The sequence below is a fragment of the Brachybacterium tyrofermentans genome (genome assembly GCF_039526165.1).
GTDB lineage: Bacteria > Actinomycetota > Actinomycetes > Actinomycetales > Dermabacteraceae > Brachybacterium > Brachybacterium tyrofermentans.
The window spans coordinates 77850-97150 of record NZ_BAAAIR010000038.1; the positions used below are offsets into that span (position 1 = coordinate 77850).

At 71.4% G+C, this 19301-nt stretch carries 15 protein-coding genes; 6 read left to right on the forward strand and 9 right to left on the reverse strand.

Annotated features, from left to right (window positions below):
- Positions 1–213: 213 nt before the first annotated feature.
- The 3 genes from metE to ABD093_RS09975 all read right to left on the reverse strand — a co-directional run bounded on the left by metE (position 214) and on the right by ABD093_RS09975 (position 5110).
- Positions 214–2547 (reverse strand): 5-methyltetrahydropteroyltriglutamate--homocysteine S-methyltransferase, encoded by a 2334-nt coding sequence (gene metE / locus ABD093_RS09965; protein WP_096163585.1) that lies wholly within the window; start codon positions 2545–2547, stop codon positions 214–216.
- Positions 2544–3482, reverse strand: coding sequence for a methylenetetrahydrofolate reductase (locus ABD093_RS09970; RefSeq protein ID WP_096163586.1), 939 nt, complete (start codon positions 3480–3482; stop codon positions 2544–2546). The genes metE and ABD093_RS09970 overlap by 4 nt, the downstream gene beginning before the upstream one ends.
- Positions 3483–3664: 182 nt before the next feature.
- The gene (locus ABD093_RS09975; protein WP_158541966.1) at positions 3665–5110 is read right to left on the reverse strand and encodes an MFS transporter; all 1446 of its coding nucleotides are present in this window, start codon (positions 5108–5110) and stop codon (positions 3665–3667) included.
- A gap of 235 nt (positions 5111–5345) precedes the next feature.
- On the opposite strand from ABD093_RS09975, the gene ABD093_RS09980 reads away from it, so the two are divergent.
- Positions 5346–5885, forward strand: coding sequence for a TetR/AcrR family transcriptional regulator (locus ABD093_RS09980; protein ID WP_096163588.1), 540 nt, complete (start codon positions 5346–5348; stop codon positions 5883–5885).
- A 265-nt stretch (positions 5886–6150) separates the two neighbouring features.
- Here the strand turns inward: ABD093_RS09980 and ABD093_RS09985 are convergent, their stop codons facing one another.
- Positions 6151–7221, reverse strand: coding sequence for a transglycosylase family protein (locus tag ABD093_RS09985; protein ID WP_096163589.1), 1071 nt, complete (start codon positions 7219–7221; stop codon positions 6151–6153).
- Between the two features lie 297 nt (positions 7222–7518).
- Complete coding sequence (locus ABD093_RS09990) at positions 7519–8262, reverse strand: GolD/DthD family dehydrogenase (RefSeq protein ID WP_096163590.1); 744 nt, start codon at positions 8260–8262, stop codon at positions 7519–7521.
- 213 nt (positions 8263–8475) lie between these two features.
- Here ABD093_RS09990 and ABD093_RS09995 point away from each other — a divergent pair, with 213 nt between their 5' ends.
- From ABD093_RS09995 to ABD093_RS10010, 4 genes are read left to right on the forward strand one after another with little or no spacing between them, the layout of a single operon-like run.
- The gene (locus ABD093_RS09995) at positions 8476–9771 is read left to right on the forward strand and encodes an alpha/beta hydrolase (RefSeq protein WP_158541958.1); all 1296 of its coding nucleotides are present in this window, start codon (positions 8476–8478) and stop codon (positions 9769–9771) included.
- Between the two features lie 58 nt (positions 9772–9829).
- Positions 9830–10282, forward strand: a complete 453-nt coding sequence (locus ABD093_RS10000) for a hypothetical protein (RefSeq protein WP_114328112.1) — start codon at positions 9830–9832, stop codon at positions 10280–10282.
- Positions 10279–11190: a hypothetical protein gene (locus ABD093_RS10005; protein ID WP_343924179.1), complete on the forward strand. Its 912-nt coding sequence runs from the start codon at positions 10279–10281 to the stop codon at positions 11188–11190. The genes ABD093_RS10000 and ABD093_RS10005 overlap by 4 nt, the downstream gene beginning before the upstream one ends.
- Before the next feature lie 39 nt (positions 11191–11229).
- Positions 11230–12837, forward strand: a complete 1608-nt coding sequence (locus tag ABD093_RS10010) for an MDR family MFS transporter (RefSeq protein ID WP_343924181.1) — start codon at positions 11230–11232, stop codon at positions 12835–12837.
- Positions 12838–12992: 155 nt separating this feature from the next.
- On the opposite strand, the gene ABD093_RS10015 is transcribed toward ABD093_RS10010, so the two are convergent.
- The 3 genes from ABD093_RS10015 to ABD093_RS10025 all read right to left on the reverse strand — a co-directional run bounded on the left by ABD093_RS10015 (position 12993) and on the right by ABD093_RS10025 (position 16933).
- Entirely contained in the window at positions 12993–14387 is a 1395-nt protein-coding gene (locus ABD093_RS10015; protein ID WP_343924183.1) for a hypothetical protein, read from the reverse strand.
- Positions 14388–14471: 84 nt separating this feature from the next.
- Positions 14472–15902: an MFS transporter gene (locus ABD093_RS10020; protein WP_343924185.1), complete on the reverse strand. Its 1431-nt coding sequence runs from the start codon at positions 15900–15902 to the stop codon at positions 14472–14474.
- A gap of 89 nt (positions 15903–15991) precedes the next feature.
- A complete protein-coding gene (locus tag ABD093_RS10025; RefSeq protein WP_343924187.1) occupies positions 15992–16933 on the reverse strand; it encodes an NAD-dependent epimerase/dehydratase family protein in 942 nt (313 codons plus the stop codon).
- A gap of 65 nt (positions 16934–16998) precedes the next feature.
- On the opposite strand from ABD093_RS10025, the gene ABD093_RS10030 reads away from it, so the two are divergent.
- Positions 16999–17733, forward strand: coding sequence for a TetR/AcrR family transcriptional regulator C-terminal domain-containing protein (locus ABD093_RS10030; RefSeq protein ID WP_343924189.1), 735 nt, complete (start codon positions 16999–17001; stop codon positions 17731–17733).
- A gap of 74 nt (positions 17734–17807) precedes the next feature.
- Here ABD093_RS10030 and ABD093_RS10035 read toward each other — a convergent pair whose 3' ends face one another.
- Positions 17808–19115 carry a M48 family metallopeptidase gene (locus ABD093_RS10035; RefSeq protein WP_343924191.1) on the reverse strand — a complete coding sequence of 436 codons (1308 nt, stop codon included), beginning with the start codon at positions 19113–19115 and terminating at the stop codon, positions 17808–17810.
- Between the last annotated feature and the right edge of the window lie 186 nt (positions 19116–19301).

Sequence of the window (19301 nt, forward strand, 5' to 3'; positions counted from 1 at the left end):
CGGGAGCAAATGTGAGCTGTGGACCTATCCGCTCGGGCTGGATAGGTCCACAGCTCACATTTGTCGCGTGAGGCCGTGCCGCGTCGGGCGGCAGGCGTCGGAGGGCCGGTTTGCTGCGCGAGGCCGTGCCGCGTGAGGCCGTGCCGCGTCGGGTCGTGCTGCGTCGGGTCGTGCCGCGTCGGGCGTCGGGAGGCAGGCGCCTGGTGTCGGGTGTCAGAGGGCGGCTGGGGCTTCGACCTCGGCGCGCACCTCGCGGGTGGCCTGGACGAGGTGGCGCAGGCTGGCCTCGGTCTCGGCGTAGCCGCGGGTCTTCAGGCCGCAGTCGGGGTTCACCCACAGCCGCTCCGGGCCCACGGCCGCGCGGGCGCGGCGCAGCTGGTCGGCGATCTCCTCGGCGCCGGGCACGCGCGGGGAGTGGATGTCCCAGACGCCCGGGCCGATGCCGCGGGGGAAGGCACCGGGGTCGATCGCCTCGAGGATCTCGCCGCGGGAGCGGGCCGACTCGATCGAGGTGACGTCGGCGTTCAGGGCGTCGATCGCGCCGACCACCACGTTGAACTCGCTGTAGCAGAGGTGGGTGTGGATCTGCGTGGCCGCCTCGACCCCGGAGGTGGCCAGGCGGAAGGAGCGCACCGACCAGTCGAGGTAGTCGTCGTGCTCGGCCGTGCGCAGGGGCAGCAGCTCGCGCAGGGCGGGCTCGTCGACCTGGACGATGCGGATCCCGGCGGCCTCGAGGTCGGTGACCTCGTCGCGCAGGGCGAGGCCCACCTGGGCGGCGGTGTCGCCGAGGGGCTGGTCGTCGCGCACGAAGGACCAGGCCAGGATGGTGACGGGGCCGGTGAGCATGCCCTTGACGGGGTGCGGGGTGAGGGACTGGGCGTAGGTCGACCAGCCCACCGTGATGGGGGCGGGGCGGTGCACGTCGCCGAACAGGATCGAGGGGCGGGTGCAGCGGGAGCCGTAGGACTGCACCCAGCCGTGCTCGGTGGTCGCGAAGCCCTCGAGGTTCTCGGCGAAGTACTGGACCATGTCGTTGCGCTCGGGTTCGCCATGGACGAGGACGTCCAGCCCGATCTCCTCCTGCAGGGTGATCACGCGGGCGATCTCGTCCTTCATGGCCTGCTCGTAGCCGGCGTCGTCCAGCGTGCCCCGGCGATGCGCTGCACGTGCCGCGCGCACCTCTCCGACCTGCGGGAACGAGCCGATCGTGGTGGTGGGCAGGTCCGGCAGGCCGAGGGTGCGCCGCTGCGCCTCGGCGCGGACGGCGTACTCGTCGCGCTCGGTGTCGGCCGGTCCGGCCGCCGCGACGCGCTCCCGCACGGAGTCCACGCGCACGCCGTCGAAGGTGCGCGGCACGGACCGAGGACCGTCCACGGAGCCGGCCTCGACCTGGCCGCCGGCCAGGGTGACGATCTCCGCGATCTTCTCGTCGGCGAAGGCGAGGGTGGCCACGAGCTCCGCGGCCAGCGAGGTCTCGAGCTCCAGCGTGTGCGGGACGTGCTGGAGGGAGACGGAGGTGGACACGGAGATCGTGTCGGCCGCTCCCCCGGCCTCGGCGACCCGTGAGCGCAGCTCGGCCAGGCGCGCGGCGGCCGTGGGCAGCTCGGTGCGCCACACGGAGCGGCCCTCGACGAGACCCGCGACCAGCTGGGTGGAGCCGATGCCGGCGAGCTGGTCGGTGGTGGGCAGGTCGCCGCGGGTGAGGTCGATGTGCGCCGCTTCGACGCCGGTGGCCAGCAGTGCGGGAAGGAGGTCCCCGATGCCGCCGTAGGGCGTGGTGACCAGCAGCTGCGGGCGGTCGGCGCCCTCGGCGAGGCGGCCGACGGAGCGCTGCAGGGCGTCGGCCAGCTCGGTGGCGGACAGGCGCTGATCGGCGGCGAGCGCGGGCTCGTCCAGCTGCACCCAGGGCGCTCCGGCGGCGGCGAGCTGCGCGAGCAGCTGCGCATACACGCCCACGACGTCGTCGAGGCGCTCGAGCGGGTCGAAGCCCTCGGGCGCACCGTCCTGCGCCTTGGCCAGCAGCAGCAAGGTCAGGGGGCCGACCAGCACGGGGCGGGTGCCGGCGCCGTCCTCGAGCGATTCGCGGAAGAGGTCCACCACGCGGGCGGAGGCGAGGTGCAGGTCGGTGTCCGGGCCGATCTCGGGGACCAGGTAGTGGTAGTTGGTGTCGAACCACTTGGTCATCTCCAGCGGCGGCTGCTCGGCAGTGCCGCGGGCGAGCGCGAAGTAGCCGTCGTCGTCGACCGTGCCGTCGGCCCCGATCACCGAGGCGAAACGGTCCGGGACGAGGCCCACGGCGAGCGCGGCGTCGAGCACCTGGTCGTAGAGGGAGAACGACTCGGGTGCGGCGGCCGCGGCGGAGAGGCCGAGCTCGGCGAGGCGGGCACGGGTGGCGCGGCGCAGCTCGCGGGTGCGGCGGGCGAACTCGGCATGGTCGATGCGACCGGCCCAGTAGGCCTCCTCGGCCTTCTTCAGCTCACGGCCCGGGCCGATCCGGGGGTAGCCGACGGGGGTCGCGGCGGGAAGCGGGGTGGTCTGGGCGGTCATCGGGTCTCTCCTTGGGTGGTGGACCAGCGGTCCAGGTCGAGGTGGTCGAGCACGTCGAGCGCGTCGCCGTGGGAGTTGAAGGTGAACAGGTGCAGTCCGGGGGCGCCGGCGTCGAGCACCCGACGGGCGAGGTCGACGGTGAAGCGCACGCCGATGCGGCGTCGCTCGACGTCGTCGGAGGCGATCTCCAGCTGGTGGAGGAGGTCGCGCGGCGCCTCGACGCCGCTCATCTCGGCCAGGCGCTCGAGACGTCGAGGATTGGTGGCGGGGACGAAGCCGGGCACGAGGGGCAGACGGATGCCGGCGGTCTGCGCCCGCTCCAGCAGCCGGCAGTAGGCGGAGGCGTCGAAGAACACCTGGGTGATCGCGAAGTCCGCGCCGGCCCGCTCCTTGGCCACCAGCACTTCGGTGTCGTGGCTGGTGGTGGCCGATTCGGGGTGGCGGTGAGGGTAGGCGGCGACCCCGATGCTCACGCGACCGCCGGCCAGGGTGGCGGTGCGCTCGCGCTCGATCTCGCGGATCAGCTCGACCAGCGGGCGGGCGAAGGGGATCTCGTCGTCCTCGAGCCGGTGCCCCTCGGGCTGGTCTCCGCGCAGGGCGAGGATGCCGCGCACCCCACGGTCCAGCAGGGCGTGGATGATCGTGGTCAGCTGGGCCCGGGTGGAGCCGATCGAGGTGAGATGCACGAGCGGTCGCAGCGCGGTCTCGGCGAGGACGTGCTCGGTGACCTCGAGGACGCGTGCGAGATTGCCGTGGCCGGCCCGGCTGGTCACGGAGACGTAGTCCGGCGCGGTGGCCTCGAGGTGGCGGATGGTCTCGCGGAGCCGCTCGAAGGATACGTCCGACCGCGCCGGGAACAGCTCGTAGCTGAGCGCAGGACGGTGGCGCACCGGGGCGGTGCGTTCGAGCTCGGGCAGCGTGGTGGTCGCGGACATGCCCGGAAAGCTACGGTCGCGCCCGGCACGAAGGGAAGGAAGATGTTCCCGTGTGAACCCCCGCGAAGCAGGACTCGGCCGGCCGATGCGCGGGGGTCATCCGGGATCATGCACGGCGGCCCGGCACGGCAGCCCGGCACGGCGGCCCGGCACGGCAACCCGGCACAGCGGCCCGAGGCGGCTCAGACGCGCGGACGCAGGGTCCGATGGGCGAGGACGGCGGCGATCACCATGAGGACCGCACCGATGGTGCTGGTCAGCACGACGCCGGAGTCGAAGGCGGTGCGTGCGGACTCCAGCAGCGGCCCGGCGATGTGCTCGGGCAGGTCCCGGGCGACGGCGGTGGCCCCGCCGAGGGTCTCGGAGGCGGCCTCCCGCTGGGTGCCGGTGAGACCGGCGGGCAGCGCGATGTGGTGACCGTAGGCCGCATTGAGCAGGCTGCCCAGCACCGCGGTGCCGAGCACGGCGCCGGTCTCGTAGGCGGTCTCCGAGATCGCCGAGGCGGCTCCGGCCTTCGTCGGCGGCACCGCGGCGAGGATCAGGTCGTTGCTGAGGGTCTCGGCCGCGCCGATCCCTGCGCCGAGCAGGCAGAAGGCCCCCAGCAGCACCAGGTCGCTCCCCCAGGTGCCGGTGAGGGCCACCAGGGTGAAGGCGACCGCGTTCAGCGCGAGGCCGCAGGTGATCACGACATGGACGGGCACGCGGCGCACGATCCGCACCACGAGGAGTCCGGCGACGATCGTCACCAGCAGCCCGGGCACGAGCACCAGCCCGGCGTCCATCGGTGAGCGCCCGCTGACCAGCTGCAGGTGCTGGGAGATGTAGTACAGGAAGCCGACCAGGGAGAACACGCTGAGCAGGTTCGCGAGCACGGCTCCGGTGAACACCGGCCGTGTGAACAGGGAGACGTCGAGCATCGGCGAGGGCCGAGACAGTTGCCGGCGCACGAAGGCGACACCCGCTGCGACGGCCACCGCCAGGCAGGCCACCACGGGCAGGCTCGGACCGCTGGCCGCGAGGGTCTTGATCGCGAACACCAGCGGGGTCATGGCGCCCAGCACCAGCAGCACGCTCAGCGGATCCACCGGACCCGGGGCAGGATCCCTCGATTCCGGGATGAGGGCGGGGCCCAGGATCAGCAGCGGCAGCATCACGGGCACGGCCAGCAGGAACACCGCACCCCAGGCGAAGTGCTCCAACAGGAGGCCGCCGACGACCGGGCCGAGCGCCGCACCGCCGGAGAAGGCCGCCGCCCAGATCGCGATGGCGGTGCGGCGCTGGGTGGGGTCGGCGAAGAGGTTCCGGATCAGCGAGAGCGTGGCGGGCATCAGCACGGCCCCGAACAGTCCCATCAGCGCGCGCGCTGCGATCAGGGTGCCGGCATCCGGGGAGAGGGCGGCCAGTGCGGAGACCACCGCGAAGCCGGCGCTGCCCACGAGCAGGAGGCGGCGACGACCGAAGCGGTCCCCCAGGGAGCCCATGGGGACCAGCAGCCCGGCGAGCACGAGCGAATAGATGTCCACCACCCACAGCAGCTGCTGGCCGCTGGGGGCGAGCGCCTCGCTGATCGCCGGCAGCGCGAAAGACAGCACCGTGTTGTCCACGGAGATCAGCAGCACGGGGAGCATCAGCACCACGAGCGCCGCCCAGGTGGATCGCGTGGCGCGGGCGGGCGCGGAGCTCTCGAGATCGGGCAGCACAGGCACCTCCGGGCGCGGGCGGGGAGTTCGATCAGCGGGTCTGTCAGGGTGTCGGTCAGGAGGTCGAGAGGGCGCTGGCGGCCTCGCGACCCGACCTAAGCTAAACCGTCCGGACGGTACAGTTCAAGGGGTGGCGGAGCGGTTCACCAGTAAGGTCGGTCTCATGTCAGCTCGCGATGCACTGCTCGACGCCTATCAGTCGCTCCTCCTCACCGAGGGTCAGCGCGCCACCACCCTCACCGCCGTCGCCGCCGAGGCCGGGGTCTCCAAGGGCGGCCTGCTCTACCACTTCGCCTCGAAGGAGGCGCTCGCGGAAGGCCTCCTGGAGCGGCTCGACGAGCTGCTGGGAGAGGACCTTGCCGAGATGGCCTCCGCGGCGGACGGACCCTCCCGCTACTACGTGCGCACCTCGGTATGGACCGGCGGCGCCCTCGACCGGGCCTTCGTCGCGGTCTCGCAGCTGGCTCAGGAGGCTCACGCGGGGGCCCGCGAGGCGATGAACCGCGCCCGCCGGCGCTGGCTGGACCTGATCCGGGAGGAGGTGGGCGAGGAGGTCACCGCCCAGGCGATCCTGCTGCTCGGCGACGGCCTCTACTTCGACGCCGCACTCAGCGGCGGCACGGACCCGGAGCGCGAGGACGTGTTCTCCGCCATGGACCTGCTGCCGATCGTGGACCGGCTGCTGGCCGCCGCCCGCGCCTGAGGATTCGTCAGCACGCCCCGCCGCACCAAGGCGTCGAGCACTGCGCCACGATCACGGCGTTGAGCCAGAAACCCTCATCGAATCCTCGTGAGCGGCCGACTCTCATCTTCCTGGCGACCCTCGTTGCAGCATGGTGGCCGTTTCATGGGTTTCGCTCGTCAAACGCCTTCAAGCACTTTGCGGCGCGCTTACCTATCCGCGTGGACCGGACCGAAGAGCCGGTGCGTGCCACGTCGTACGCACCGGCTCTGTGACGAATCGGTCGTCAGTTCGCGTTGAGGTACTGCTGGAGCGCCTTGACGGTGGCGTAGTTGGTGCGGAAGTCCCAGACCCCGTTGCTCTTCTGGCCGATCGCCGCGCGCAGCTTGGCAGTGGTCTCGGACCCGATCTTGCCGTCGGCCTTCGCCCCGACCTTGGACTGCAGGGCCTTGATGTCGGAGGTCGACAGGGAGCCGTCGGCCGTCACCCCGATCCACGACTGCAGGGAGCGCGTGGTGGCGGGACCGAATTTCCCGTCGACGACGAGCTTCCCGGCCGACGAGGAGCCGCCGGTCGAGCCGCCGGTGGAGGGAGCGGGGGTGCTCGCGGCGGGCGCGCCGCTGTTCAGGAACCGCTGGAGCGCCGTAACGCTCGAGGAGTCGGAGCGGAAGTCCCAGGCTCCGTTGCTCTTCTGACCGATGGCGGCACGCAGCTTGGCGGTGGTCTCGGACCCGATCTTGCCGTCGGCCTTCGCCCCGACCTTGGACTGCAGGGCCTTGATGTCACCGGTGGACAGCGAGCCGTTCTGGCTCACCCCGATCCACTTCTCCAGCGCGCGGGTGGTCGCGGGGCCGAACTTGCCGTCGACCACGAGATCACCCGAGGTCGAGGGGGCGCTGGACCCGCCCGAGGAGGAGCCGCCGGGCTGGGCGTTCGCGTCCGCGCCGCCGTTGGCCTTGGTCAGGCCCGCGCGCTGGCCGCAGGTGGGCCAGGCGCCGGGGCCCTGCTGGGCGAGGGTGCGCTGGGCGACGGCGATCTGCTCGGCCTTGGAGGCCGTGTTCGCCGTCGCGGCGTAGGCGGTGCCACCGAACGCCTTCCAGGTGGAGCTCGAGAACTGCAGACCGCCGTAGTAGCCGTTGCCGGTGTTGATCGACCAGTTCCCACCGGACTCGCACTGGGCGACCTTGTCCCAGACGGACTGCTCGGCGCTCGCGACGCCGGCTCCGGCCACGCTGAGGCCGGCGGCGACGACGGCACCGCCGGTCGCGGCGGCGACCTTCGGGGCCACGCGCACGCCGCGGAAGTACACGGGCGAGCCGTCGGCGCGATGAGTGGGAGTGCGGTGCAGTGCGGACATCGGGGAACTCCTGGGGAGGGGAACGGGAAGGCGCGGAACGGGAGGCGTCCGATCGGGACGATGTCGCCGATCATTCGCTGCGTCGCAGGTGAAGAACCTGCGCGCCCGCGGTTCGCTGTCTGTAGCGTGCCCCGGACTCACCCCGGGAAAGAGATGTCAGACCAACTCGGGCCGCATTCTTTGTCATGGTTTTGCCGAAAGTACGATTTTCGAGAACAACACCGGTGGATTTACCGAGTACAAGTCCGCACCCGTCCGCGTCCGACCGCTCGCACCACTCTCACCGCTCTCACCGGCTCAGATGACGGAGCGGCCCCCATCGATGCGCACGTTCTCCCCGGTGATCATCGCGGAGTCCTTCCCGGCCAGGAAGAGGGCCAGCGAGGCGATCTCCTCGGGCGTCACGAAACGTCCGGCAGGAATCTGCGCGCGGGCGTTCTCGCCCTTCTCCCCCACCCAGATCTCCCGTGCGAGCGCGGTATCGGCGATGGTCGGCGAGATGGCGTTGATGGTGACCCCGCGGTCTGCCCATTCCACGGCGAGCACGCGGGTGAATCCGAGGACTCCGGCCTTGCTCGCGGAATAGGCGGCATGCTCGGGCAGCCCGATCTCCGCGGCCTGGGAGACGATGTTGACGATGCGTCCGTAGCCGGCCTCGAGCATGGCGCGGCCGGCAGCCTGGGCCATGAAGAAGCTGCCGGAGAGGTTCACGGCGAGGGTCGAGCTCCAGTCCTTCTCGGAGAGGTCCTCACCGGGAGCGAAGCGGCCGATGCCGGCGGAGTTCACGAGGATGGTCGGGGCGCCGATCTCGGCGACGACACGATCCACCGCGCCGGCGGCCTCCGAGGCGTCGGCGATGTTCGCGCTCACGGCGAGATGGCCCTCCCCGGGAAGGCCGCCGATGGCGTCGGCGAGCGCGGGCGCGATGTCGACCCCCACGATCCGGGCGCCCTGCTCGGCGAGCCGGGCGGCGACGGTGTGGCCGATCCCGGCCGCTGCGCCCGTGACGATGGCGATCTGTCCGGTGAAGTCGGTGCTCATGGGAGCGTCTCCTGTCCTGCGGCGGCGGGCCCGGTGCGCGCATCCCGGTGGTCAGGATCCGCGGCGGCCGATGACTGCGTGCTCGCGATGTGATTGCCTTGTGCTTCCATTGTCCCTCTTCCCTCTCGTCCCTCTCTTCCCTCTCTTCCGTCTCCCGGTCAGCCCTGCCCGTCCGCCGCTAGCCCGACGTCCCGCCTCCCGATGGAGCTGCCGATGCCTCTGCCCGCCTCCGACGATCTGCTGTTCCCCGCCGCGCTGTGGCAGCCCCGCCCTCGCTCCGGCGGCCCGGAGGAGCCGCTGCCGATCACACGGCGCGACGAGCTGGGGATCGAGACTGCCGCGGCCTCGGCCGACGGCCCGCCCCCTGGTCCCGGCCCGGCGTTCGGGGAGGGCCCCCGGGTCATCTCGCGGGGCGGCGACACGGCGCTGGTGCACTTCCGGCACGCTGCACGCGCGGCGACGGCGGTGGCGCTGCAGGCCAACGGCTGGTGGCGGCCGGAGCCGCGGGAGGCCTGCGATCTGCGGCCGACGGGGAACGGCTGGTGGGAGGGCACCTTCGAGGTCCCCGCGGACTGGCGCGCCACCTACGGGTATGTCGAGCACGAGGAGGACGGCGACCCGCCCTGGTGGGAGTCGGGGCTCAAGGATCCCGGCGCCCCCGTGGTCTCGGACCTGTCCAATCCGCGGCGCCATCGGGCGGCGCGCGGAGGCGCGCAGCGCGCGGTGATCTGCGTGCCGGACGACGGACCGTTCACCCCGGGCCTGGTGAGGGACGGCGAGCCCTCCCCTCTCCTGCACACCCTGGCGACGCGCGAGGGTGAGCCGGTCACCCGGTGGTGGGCCTCACGGCCCGGCGATCCGGGCTGCGAGGACTTGGATCCCTCCGCGCCCCTCCCCCTGCTGATCGTCACGGACGGCCTGCAGCACGTCGACCAGCTGGGCACACCCTCCCGGCTGCGCCGCGGAGTGGCGGCCGGGATCCTGCCGCCGCTGGCCGCGGTGTTCGTCGAGTCCGGGCCGTCCCGCAGCGAGGTGCTGGGGGTGCCCGGCGGTCACGCGCGCTGGATCGCCGAGCAGCTGGCGCCGCGGCTGCGGGAGGAGGGCCTCCGCGACAGCACCGGAGACGTGCCGCTGACCGATCAGGCCTCGCGGACGATCGTGACCGGCTCCAGCTTCGGCGGGCTCACCGCACTGTTCGCCGTCGCACGGGCACCGCAGTTGATCGGTACCGCGATCGCGCAGTCGGTGTCCCTGTGGCGCTACGAGGAGGGAGCGCTCGTGGAGCCGCTGCGTCGGGCGGCCCGGCAGCATCCGCTGCGACTGCGCCTGCATGCTGGGCGTTTCGAGGGCACCATGCCCGCGCGGGCCGCGGCCCTGCTGGACGGGCTCACCGCAGGCGCGGGCACCGATGACCGGCTCGATGCCACCCTCGCCGTGCACAGCGGCGGCCATGACTGGGCGTGGTGGCAGCCGATGATGCTGCAGGAGCTCGCCGCACTGCTGCGCTGAGCACGAGCCCGTGAGCCGACCAGCCGACGGTGCCCCGGAACGTTCTAGGATCGTGCGGGTGACCGTCCCCCGTGCCCTGACCCCGCTGGGAGCCGCCTGGCGTGTGCTCGCACTGCTGGCCTGTCTGGCAGTGCTGGTCACCGGCCAGTTCCTCCGCTCGAACGACCTCTTCCCCTTCGGTGTGCTGGATCAGTTCTCCAGCGGCACCGATCCCGACGGCGAAGTGGTCAACACCTGCCTGCAGGGTCAGCGGGAGGGCGGCGCACCGTTCGACATCGACTTCGGCCCGCGCAGCGTCGGGATCGCGCGAGCCGATGTGGAGAACACCCTGCCCACGATCGAGGAGGACCCCGATCTGCTGGCCCCGCTCGCCGCGGAGTACGACCGTCGCCACCGCGACGAGGAGCCGCTGAGCGTGCTCGTGCTGTGCCAGCGCATCACGACGCTGCAGGACGGCTCGGCTCATGGCGAGGCCGAGTTCGTGGAGGTCACGAGGTGGACGGCTCCATGAGATCGATCCTGCTCCCCACGCTGCCCACCGCGCGGATCCACGTGCTCCGGGTCATCGTGTACGCCTTCGTCATCCTGGACATCCTCACCCTCTCCGGGGACGTCGTCGCCCATGCCGGCAACGCCGAGTACTACACGCCGCTGCTGCTGGCCCGCATCCTGCACCTTCCGGCGGTAACCTCGCTGGTCGCGCAGCTCCTGCGGGCGCTGATCATCGTGGCCTGCGTGGCCGCCGTCGCCGGCGTGACACCCCGCGTCACCGGTGCCGCGGTCGCGATCGGCTACTGGGTGTGGATGCTCTACAGCCAGGGATACGGCTACGTCGCCCACGACCACATGGCCCTGATGGTCGCGGTCGCGGTGCTGCCGACGGTCGCGACGCCCCCGCTCTTCGGCGACGGCGGGCCGGCGGGCTCCGCAGCCGACGGGTCGTCGGTCGGCGGGGGCACGGTCGGCGAGGAGCCGCGCAGCGAGGCGGCCGGCTGGGCGCTGCGCTGCATCCAGATCGCAGTGGTGGCCACCTACTTCTTCTCGATCGTGCCCAAGATCCTCTACACGGGCTCCCTCGCGGCCTGGGCGAACAGCGCGATCCTCACCTGGGCATCGCTGCGCCGCGGCAGCGTGCTGGCGCACTGGCTGGTGGAGAACGTGCCCTGGATCTTCGTCCCCGCGCAGTGGGGCGGTGTCGCGCTGGAGGCCCTCTCCCCCGTCGTGCTCTTCCTGCGCGGACGCGCGCTGTACGTCGCGATCGCGCTGTACATAAGCTTCCACCTCGCCACCCTCGTGCTGCTGGGCATCCACTTCCTGCCCACCGTGATCTGCTGGGCGGCGTTCCTGCCGCTGGAGCGCTGGCGCGAGCTGGGCCGTGGCAGACGGCCCCGACGGCAGGCGGCCGAGTCCGGCGTTTAAACGCTGGCCCCCTGCGCCCGGCCCACCTAGTCTGCTCCGGTGCCTATCGACCCCCGCGCAGCAGACGTCATCGACCCGCGCAGCCGCAGCGTCATCATCCTGCTGCTGATCAGCGCGTTCGTCGTGATCCTCAACGAGACGATCCTGTCGGTGGCGCTGCCGCCGATCATGGACGACCTGGACCTCGCCGAGACCACCGCGCAGTGGCTGACCACCGGGTTCATGCTCACGATGGCCGTGGTCATCCCCACGACCGGCTTCCTGATGGGGCGGTTCTCGACCCGCCAGGTGTTCGGGATCGCGATGACCACATTCACGGTCGGCACGCTGATCTGCGCCGTCTCGCCGGCGTTCCTGCCGCTGCTGGCCGGCCGCATCGTGCAGGCCTCGGGCACCGCGATCATGATGCCGCTGCTGATGACCACGGTGATGAACCTGGTGCCGCCCTCGAAGCACGGCATGGTCATGGGCAACATCTCGATCGTCATCTCCGTCGCCCCGGCGCTCGGGCCCACGATCTCCGGCCTCATCCTGTCCTTCGCGCCGTGGCGCGCCCTGTTCCTCCTGGTGCTGCCCTTCGCGCTGATCGCGCTCGCCTTCGGGCTGCGCCGCATCGAGAACGTCAACGAGGCGACCTCGCAGAAGGTGGACGTGCTGTCCGTGCTGCTGTCCGGCGTCGGCTTCGGCACCCTCGTCTACGGCCTCACCGGCATCTCCGGCGGCGGCCACGGCGGCTCCGATGCCGCCGACGCCGCCTCCGGCGGAGCGCCCGCCGCGGCGATCGTCTGCCTGGTGATCGGCGTGATCTCGCTGGCGCTGTTCGGGTGGCGCCAGGTGCTGCTGCAGAGAGCGGAGCGGGCCCTGCTGGATCTGCGCACCTTCGCGACCCGCAACTTCAGCGTCGCCGTGGCGCTGATGGTCGTGATGATGGGCTCGATGTTCGGGGTCGTGGTGCTGCTGCCGATCTTCCTGCAGCGCGTGCTGGAGCTGTCCACCCTCCAGGTGGGCCTGATGATGCTTCCCGGCGGGCTCGCGATGGGCCTGCTCGCGCCGTTCGTCGGCCGCCTCTTCGACAAGGTCGGGCCGCGCCCCCTGCTTGTCCCGGGCCTGGTGTCCGTCGTGATCGGCATCGGGATCATGTCCCGCGTGCCCGATCAGGCCTGGCTGATCGTGGTGGGCCACGTGATCATGTCCCTCGGGCTCGCCTTCGTGTTCACCCCGCTGATGACCACGGCGATGGGGTCGCTGCCGCGGCGCCTGTACCCGCACGGCTCGGCGATCGTGGGCACCGTGCAGCAGGTGGCCGGGGCTGCGGGCGCCGCCCTGATGGTCTCGATCATGGCGCGCATCTCCAGCGGCACCGTCGCCGCGGGCGGCGACCACCTCGAGGGGATCGCCGACGGCACCTCGGCGGCGTTCACGATCTCCGCCGTGCTGGGCCTCGTGACCGTGGTGATCGCCCTGTTCATCCGGCGGAATCCGGCCGACGCGGGGGACGCCCCGGTGGTGACGGGTGACGCCCCGGTCGTGGTCGGCGAGGCCCCTGCTTCTGCGGATGACGTCGCTCCCGAGGGAGGGGCGGGACCGACGAGGGAGATGTCGGGGCCGACGGATCACGACGACTCGGGCCGAACCGTCGTCGACTGAGGGTCAGGCTCCACGAGTCGCCCACCCCGCCCGACGGAAGCGTGGACGACCTGCTGACGGCAGTGAGGGAGCCCTGCTGACGGCAGGGGAGAAAGCATGTCCGCGCTGTTCAGCGGACGCCTCTCCGTGCACGGCGCCAGGGCCCCTCTCCGGCATCACACCCCGGCGATGGTGCCCGGCGCGCAGATCTCCTCGATGTCGCGCGAGGTGACCGTCCCGCCCAGGAGCTCGATCCCGACGATGTCCCCGGACTCCGGATCGTCACAGTAGGTGAAGGAGAATCCGTTCGGGGAGTCCGGCTCCAGGCGCAGCTCCCCAGAGGGCCGGGAGTACGCCATGCCATCGAAATGGACGGGCACCCGGAGCCGAGACGCGTCACCATCGGTGTCCCCGAGGCCGCCATCAGGGGAGAACTCCGCCGTCCCGGTCGCGGTCACCGACCACAGGAAGCTGCCAGAGCCGCTGATGTCGATCTGCATCGGCGCGTCCACCACCCAGGTCCCAGGGACGTCCGGATCCGTGTCGTCAGGTCCCGAGGCATCGAGCCCCGAAGCATCCGCATCCGATCCGTCCGACAGGGCGAACGGGCAGTCCTCGGAGAAGCTGGATGCTGTTCCCGGACATTCCTGGGGCAACGCATCGACCCGTTTCCGCACCTCCTGGTGCCCCGCCTCGTTGAGGACGGGCTGCAGCGCGTCGATCGGCTTGCGCCAGGTCCCCAGCACGGGCGGCGCCTCGAGGGTCACCGACGAGTCGTCCTGCCAGGGCCCCGGCGCGGCGACCGTGACCTCGTAGGTGCCGGGCAGCAGCTGCACGGCGATCTGCGGGGAATAGAGGTTCATATCGAGAATCAGGCCCTCGACCGGCAATGCCACGCCATTGATCCGGATCTCCTCCACGCCCAGCGGGATGTCGATCAGGAACTCCGGCAGGTGCACCGGCGCCAGCTCCCAGCCGACGGGCGCGAAGGCGCTGTCCGCGTGCGAGGTGAGCGCGAGCCGTGCGGTGGTGCGGTCGGAACCGTTCGACAGCGTCGCGGTGACGATCGCGGTCCCGGCGCCGACGTCCACGTCGTCGATGGTGAAGGAGTCCAGGCGGCTCGTCGCGGCGCCGAGGATCTCCGCGGTGAGGGCCGCGCCGCTCGCGTCGGGCGCATGCTCGACATGCTCGCGCACCTCCTCGACGTCTCCGTCGACGATCGCCTGCAGGAAGTCCGTCGCCACGGCCTCCGGGCCGACGGTCGCGGTGAGCAGCCGAGGCAGGCCGAGGACCAGCGCTGCGACCAGCAGCACGACGGATGCTCCAGCGATCAGACCGCGCGTGCGCCGGGACAGCCGGCTCCAGCCGGAACCCGGCCCCGGGCGGCCGTCCGGCCGACCAGGAGCTCCGCCCCGCCCGTCGGCCGATGGTGTCGAGGGGGTCCGCGCCGGGGTCGGCGCGGTGGACGGATCGGTGTCCTCACCCCAGCCGAGCTCGAGCGCCTGGCTCTGCCCCCGGGCCCGTCGGCTCGCGCCGGGCCCCTTCCCGTGGTCGCGTCGTCGCGGCCCCATAGTGCTCTCCCCCGTCGGGTCCCTGGTACTGCGCGGCCGGCAGCACTCCTGGCTGACAGCGTCCCGGGATCTCATCGTCCCGGGTCACAGCGCCCCGGGATTCGCCTTCTCGCGCGCCCGGTCGGCGAAGCTGACCGCCATCGCGGCCAGCGTGAGCGCCATGATGATCGCGATCGCGATGATGAACGCCTCGAACCAGTCGTGCCCGCCCTCGGTGAGGGAGAAGATGATGCCCGGGATCATCGCGGTGCCGATGGCGGCACCGATGCGCTGACCCAGCTGCAGGATACCGCCGGCGACCCCGCCGAACCTCGGGTCCACGGAGTTCAGGGTGAGGGTCTGGTTCGGGGAGATGGTCATGCCCTGGCTGAGGCCCATGAGCGTCAGCGGTGCGGCGAGCCACCAGAAGGGCACGACCCCGTTCTCCACGAAACCGGCCAGCAGACCGGTGCCCAGCAGGCCGCAGAAGGCGACGCCGAAGCCCACGATGACCATCCGTCGGCCGAAGGTGAGCACATAGCGCCCGGCGATCTGCGAGGAGATCGCCGCCGCGATCGAGGAGGGCAGGCCCATCAGCGAGGCTTCGAAGGCGGTGTGCCCGAGGTGCATCTGCAGGTAGAGCGGCACGATGATCCATACGCTGGTGGCACCGAGGAAGTACACCGAGACCACGAGGATGCCGTTGCGGAACGCCTGGTTGGAGAAGATCGCGGTGTCCACCATCGGAGGCTTGCCCGCGCGTTTGTAGCGCTGCTCCCAGAACCACCACAGGCCCAGCATCAGCAGTCCCACGGGGAACGACAGCCACACCAGGGCGCCCGCACCACGCTCGAGGAAGGGCAGCATCACGCCCAGGATCGCCAGGCACAGCAGGACCGTGCCGATGGGGTCGAGGTCCGGCCTGGACTTCCCCCGGGCCTTGTCGTCAGGGATGTACCTGAAGGCGCCGAGGATCGCGATCAGACCGATCGGGATGTTCATGAGGAACATCCAGCGCCAGCCCTGCTCGGGGCCGAGGACCTGGATCAGCAGACCGCCGATCACAGGACCGATGGCTGTGGCCACGGCGACGGTGGTGGCCAGCAGCGCGAAGGCGCGGGCACGATCCTGACCGCGGAAGTGCTGCTGGATCAGGGCGACGGTCTGCGGGTTCAGCAGGCCCGAGCCGATGCCCTGCAGGATGCGGGCGACATTGAGCATCTCGACGTTCGGGGCGAGACCGCTGAGCAGGGAGCCGAGCGTGAAGATCCCGACGCCGATGATGAACATCCGGCGTCGGCCGGTGGCGTCTCCCGCGCGGCCGGCGGGCACCAGCAGCATGCCGAAGGCGAGCGCGTAGCCGGAGATCACCCACTGCAGTCCGCCGGAATCCGCGTCGAGACCCTCGCCGATGGCGGTGAGCGCGACGTTGATGACGCTCACGGCGATCAGCGCCATGAACAGAGGAGCGAGGAGGACGGCGAGCAGGGGCTTGCGGCGCACCGGAGGAGTCGGCGCACTGGGGTCAGGGATCACCCGACCACCTTATGCATCCGCTGCAGATTTGAGGAGGGCGAGGTGAGCAGAGGGACAGCCCACCGCTTCTGGTCGACGGCCGGTCGGGTTCAGTCCGGGACGACGACGGCGCGGGAGCGACCCGTGTGCGCCCACGCCTCGTCGATCCGGCGGAAGGGGTACGCGGTGTACGGAGCCCGCAGCGAGCCGTCGGCGAGGAGCTCCAGGAGGCGGGGCAGCTCGGTGCGCAGACGCTCCATGGAGAAGGTGCCCGATCCGCTGCCGCTGAGTCGCAGGCGCCGACTGCGCAGCAGGGAGGCCGGGACCGACGCCTCCGCTCCGGCGAGCGACCCGATCTGCACATAAGAGATATCTGCGCTGTCCTCCCCCAGACCTCGACGGCCCAGTGCGGCGAAGGCGGTCTCGGCGACCGGGCCCCAGACGTAGTCGAGCACGAGATCCGGAACCCCTGCGGCGAGGGCCTGCTCGAGCGCGGCGGGGTCGGCGAGGTCGACGGTCTCCACGCCGGCGGCACCCAGCGACTCCAGGGACCCCTCATCGCGTCCCGCACCGATGACCCGCTGCGCGCCGAGCGCGAGCGCCGCCTGGGCGGCCATGGTCCCCGCCATCCCCGTGGCGCCGAGCACGAGGACCGTGCCCAGCGCGCCGCGCTCGTTACGGTGGCCCGTGAGCGGGATCCACCCGGACATCCCGGGGTTCATCCCGGCGGCGACCACCAGGGGGTCCGCACCCGTCGGCAGATCGAGGGTGAACGCGGGAGCGAGTCGTTGCGCCATGGTGCCCCAGGGCGCCCGCGTGCCCCCGGCGTAGACGAGCTGACCACCGCTGGTGCGTGCGACCGCGTCGATTCCCGGCACGAGGGGGTACGCGTGGTCGCTGCCGTAGTGCCCGCCGGTCGCGAGCGCCCGGACCACCTGGTGCAGGCCGGCCCCGACGAGCTCGAGGGTCTCGTGGTCGGGGCGGGGCTCGGGGTCCGGGAAGTCGGTGCTGGCGGGCAGGGAATCGGCCGACGCGACGGTGATGGCACGCATGAATGGCTCCTTAACTAAGTTCAATAGAGCGCCAGTGTGCGCTTAACTTTGTTAAGGTGTCAAGCATGGCCAAGGGAATCACTCGTGGACGACTGGTGGCGGCGGCGCTCGACGTCCTCGACGACGGCGGCATCGACGCGGTGACCGTGCGCGCCGTCGCGCAGCGCCTCGACGTCAAGGCGCCCGCCCTGTACTGGCACGTGCGCAACAAACAGGCGCTGCTCGACGAGATGGGCACCGAGATCCAGCGCCGCGTGCAGACGTCACTGCGAGGACTCATCCCCTCCGGGAGCTGGCTCGACGATCTGGACCGCTACGCCCGCGTGCTGCGCGCCGAGTACCTCGCTCATCGCGATGGGGCCCGCAGCTTCAGCGGCACGCGCCTCACCGATCCCAACCTGCTGCGCGAGCAGGAGCCCTGGCTGGAGGAATGGACGAGCAGCGGCCTCGCCCTCAAGGATGCCTTCGACGCGGTCCAGACGGTCACAGCCTTCGTCGTCGGCTTCACCATCGAGGAGCAGGAGCGATCGCAGTCCGACGCCGCCGACCCGACCCGCTACGACCTCGAGCGCCGGAATGACGCCGTCGGCGGGGACGCACCCCTCGTCCAGGCCGGGGGCCACGTGCGGGGAACTCCGGATGAGCAGTTCGACCGCCAGCTGGCGATCGTGCGGGCCGGGCTGGTCACGGCTATCGGCGCCTCGGGTCCTACGGACCCGACGGAGACGACGTCGGTGCAGCCGGAGTCCTCGAAGCTGACGTCGTCGCAGACAGCGCCGTCGGGCCCCTCCGAAGGATGACGACAGGGGCGGGGCTCTCGGCCCCGCCCCTGTCGCCTCAGCGCATGCGCCCGATCAGCAGCACGCGTATCGGATCAGTCCTGCGGCGGCTGCCCGCCCATCCAGTCCTGGGAATCCGACGCTGCCGGATGCGGCACCGCACGGGCATCGTCGCGGTACGGCCCGGCCGGGATCACGTAACCGGTGCGACCGGAGAGCTGGGGCGCGGCCAGCTGGAGGTCACGGGTGGCGGGGCGGGCCGAGTAGTCGGCTCCCGGGAAGCGGCCGAACTGGCCGGCGCTGCCGGCGGGGCGAGTGCGATCGGCGTCGTCCAGCATCGCGAGAGCATCACTCGGGGTCGGGAAGCGCGAGGACCACACGTGCCCCGGGGGCAGCGGGGACTGGAACGCGGTGCCGGAGGGACGGATCCACATCGAGCCGGGCTTGGAGCGGTCGCGCAGGGAGTGGGCGCGCCAGGTGGTCACGGGGTGGGAGGACAGCAGGTTCACCCAGTGCACGAAGAAGCTGGGGTCGGTGGCCGCGCGATCGGCCAGCTCGTGGACGTTGACCTCGGCGTTCAAGTACTTGCCACCGGAGAGCACGGCGACCACGCCGGGCGAACCGGCCGGGGCGTAGGAGTAGCCGAAGTTGTCCGCCGTGTATTCCTGGGAGCGGGAGAGCGCGGGGCCCAGGATCGGGATCATGTTGATGATCGTGGTGAACACCAGGCGGAAGTAGGAGACGTGGCCGGCCGCGAGATGGCCCACCTCGTGGCCGATCACGAAGCGCAGCGCTTCGGGGTCGCGCACCTTCCCCCCGATCTCGAACAGGTCGGAGTAGACCACGACGAAGCGGCGGAAGCCGTGACCGGCGGCGAAGGCGTTGATCGTGCCGTTGCCCAGCTGCACGTAGGCGTCGGGAACGCGGCGCATCCCGTACTGCTGGGCGGCCTCGACCACCATGCGGTAGCCCTCGGGGAACTGGGTGGGGCTCATCCGCACCGCGTTCGTGCGCAGCTGCGCGTACATCGTGGCGCGCACCCACCAGAAGATCAGCGGAGCGAGGGGAAGGATCAGCACGAGCTGCGCGATGAACGGCACGATGTTGACGTACTTCCAGAGCTCGTTGACCGTCCGCTGACCCTCGGCGACGTACAGGTAGCCGGTGGTGACCAGCAGTGCGGTCCACAGGAGATACCCGAGGATCGTCAGCACCACGCCGAGCACCAGCAGACGCATCTCCCAGGGGTGGCGGATCGCTCTCTGTCCGCGGAACCCGTGGATGGTGGAGCCGTTGACGAGGGTGGGATCGCCCGGGTGGAACGGGTCGGGCGCCTCGCTGCGGGGCGCACCGTGCTCCTCGGCACCGGGGTGCTGCGGAGCTCCTGGGGGCGGGATCGTCATGGTGGGGTCCTTCCGTCGGCCGGCCCGTGGTGGGTCGCTGCGACCGACGGTAGAACTCGAGCCTGGGCGGCGCCAGCTCGTGGCCCCCGGTCGGGCTGATCATGGCCGCAGGGCCGAGCAGATCGAGCCGAAGGGCGGGGGTGGGTCCACCGCAGGGCGGACCCTGCTCCACCGTGCGGCGGATCC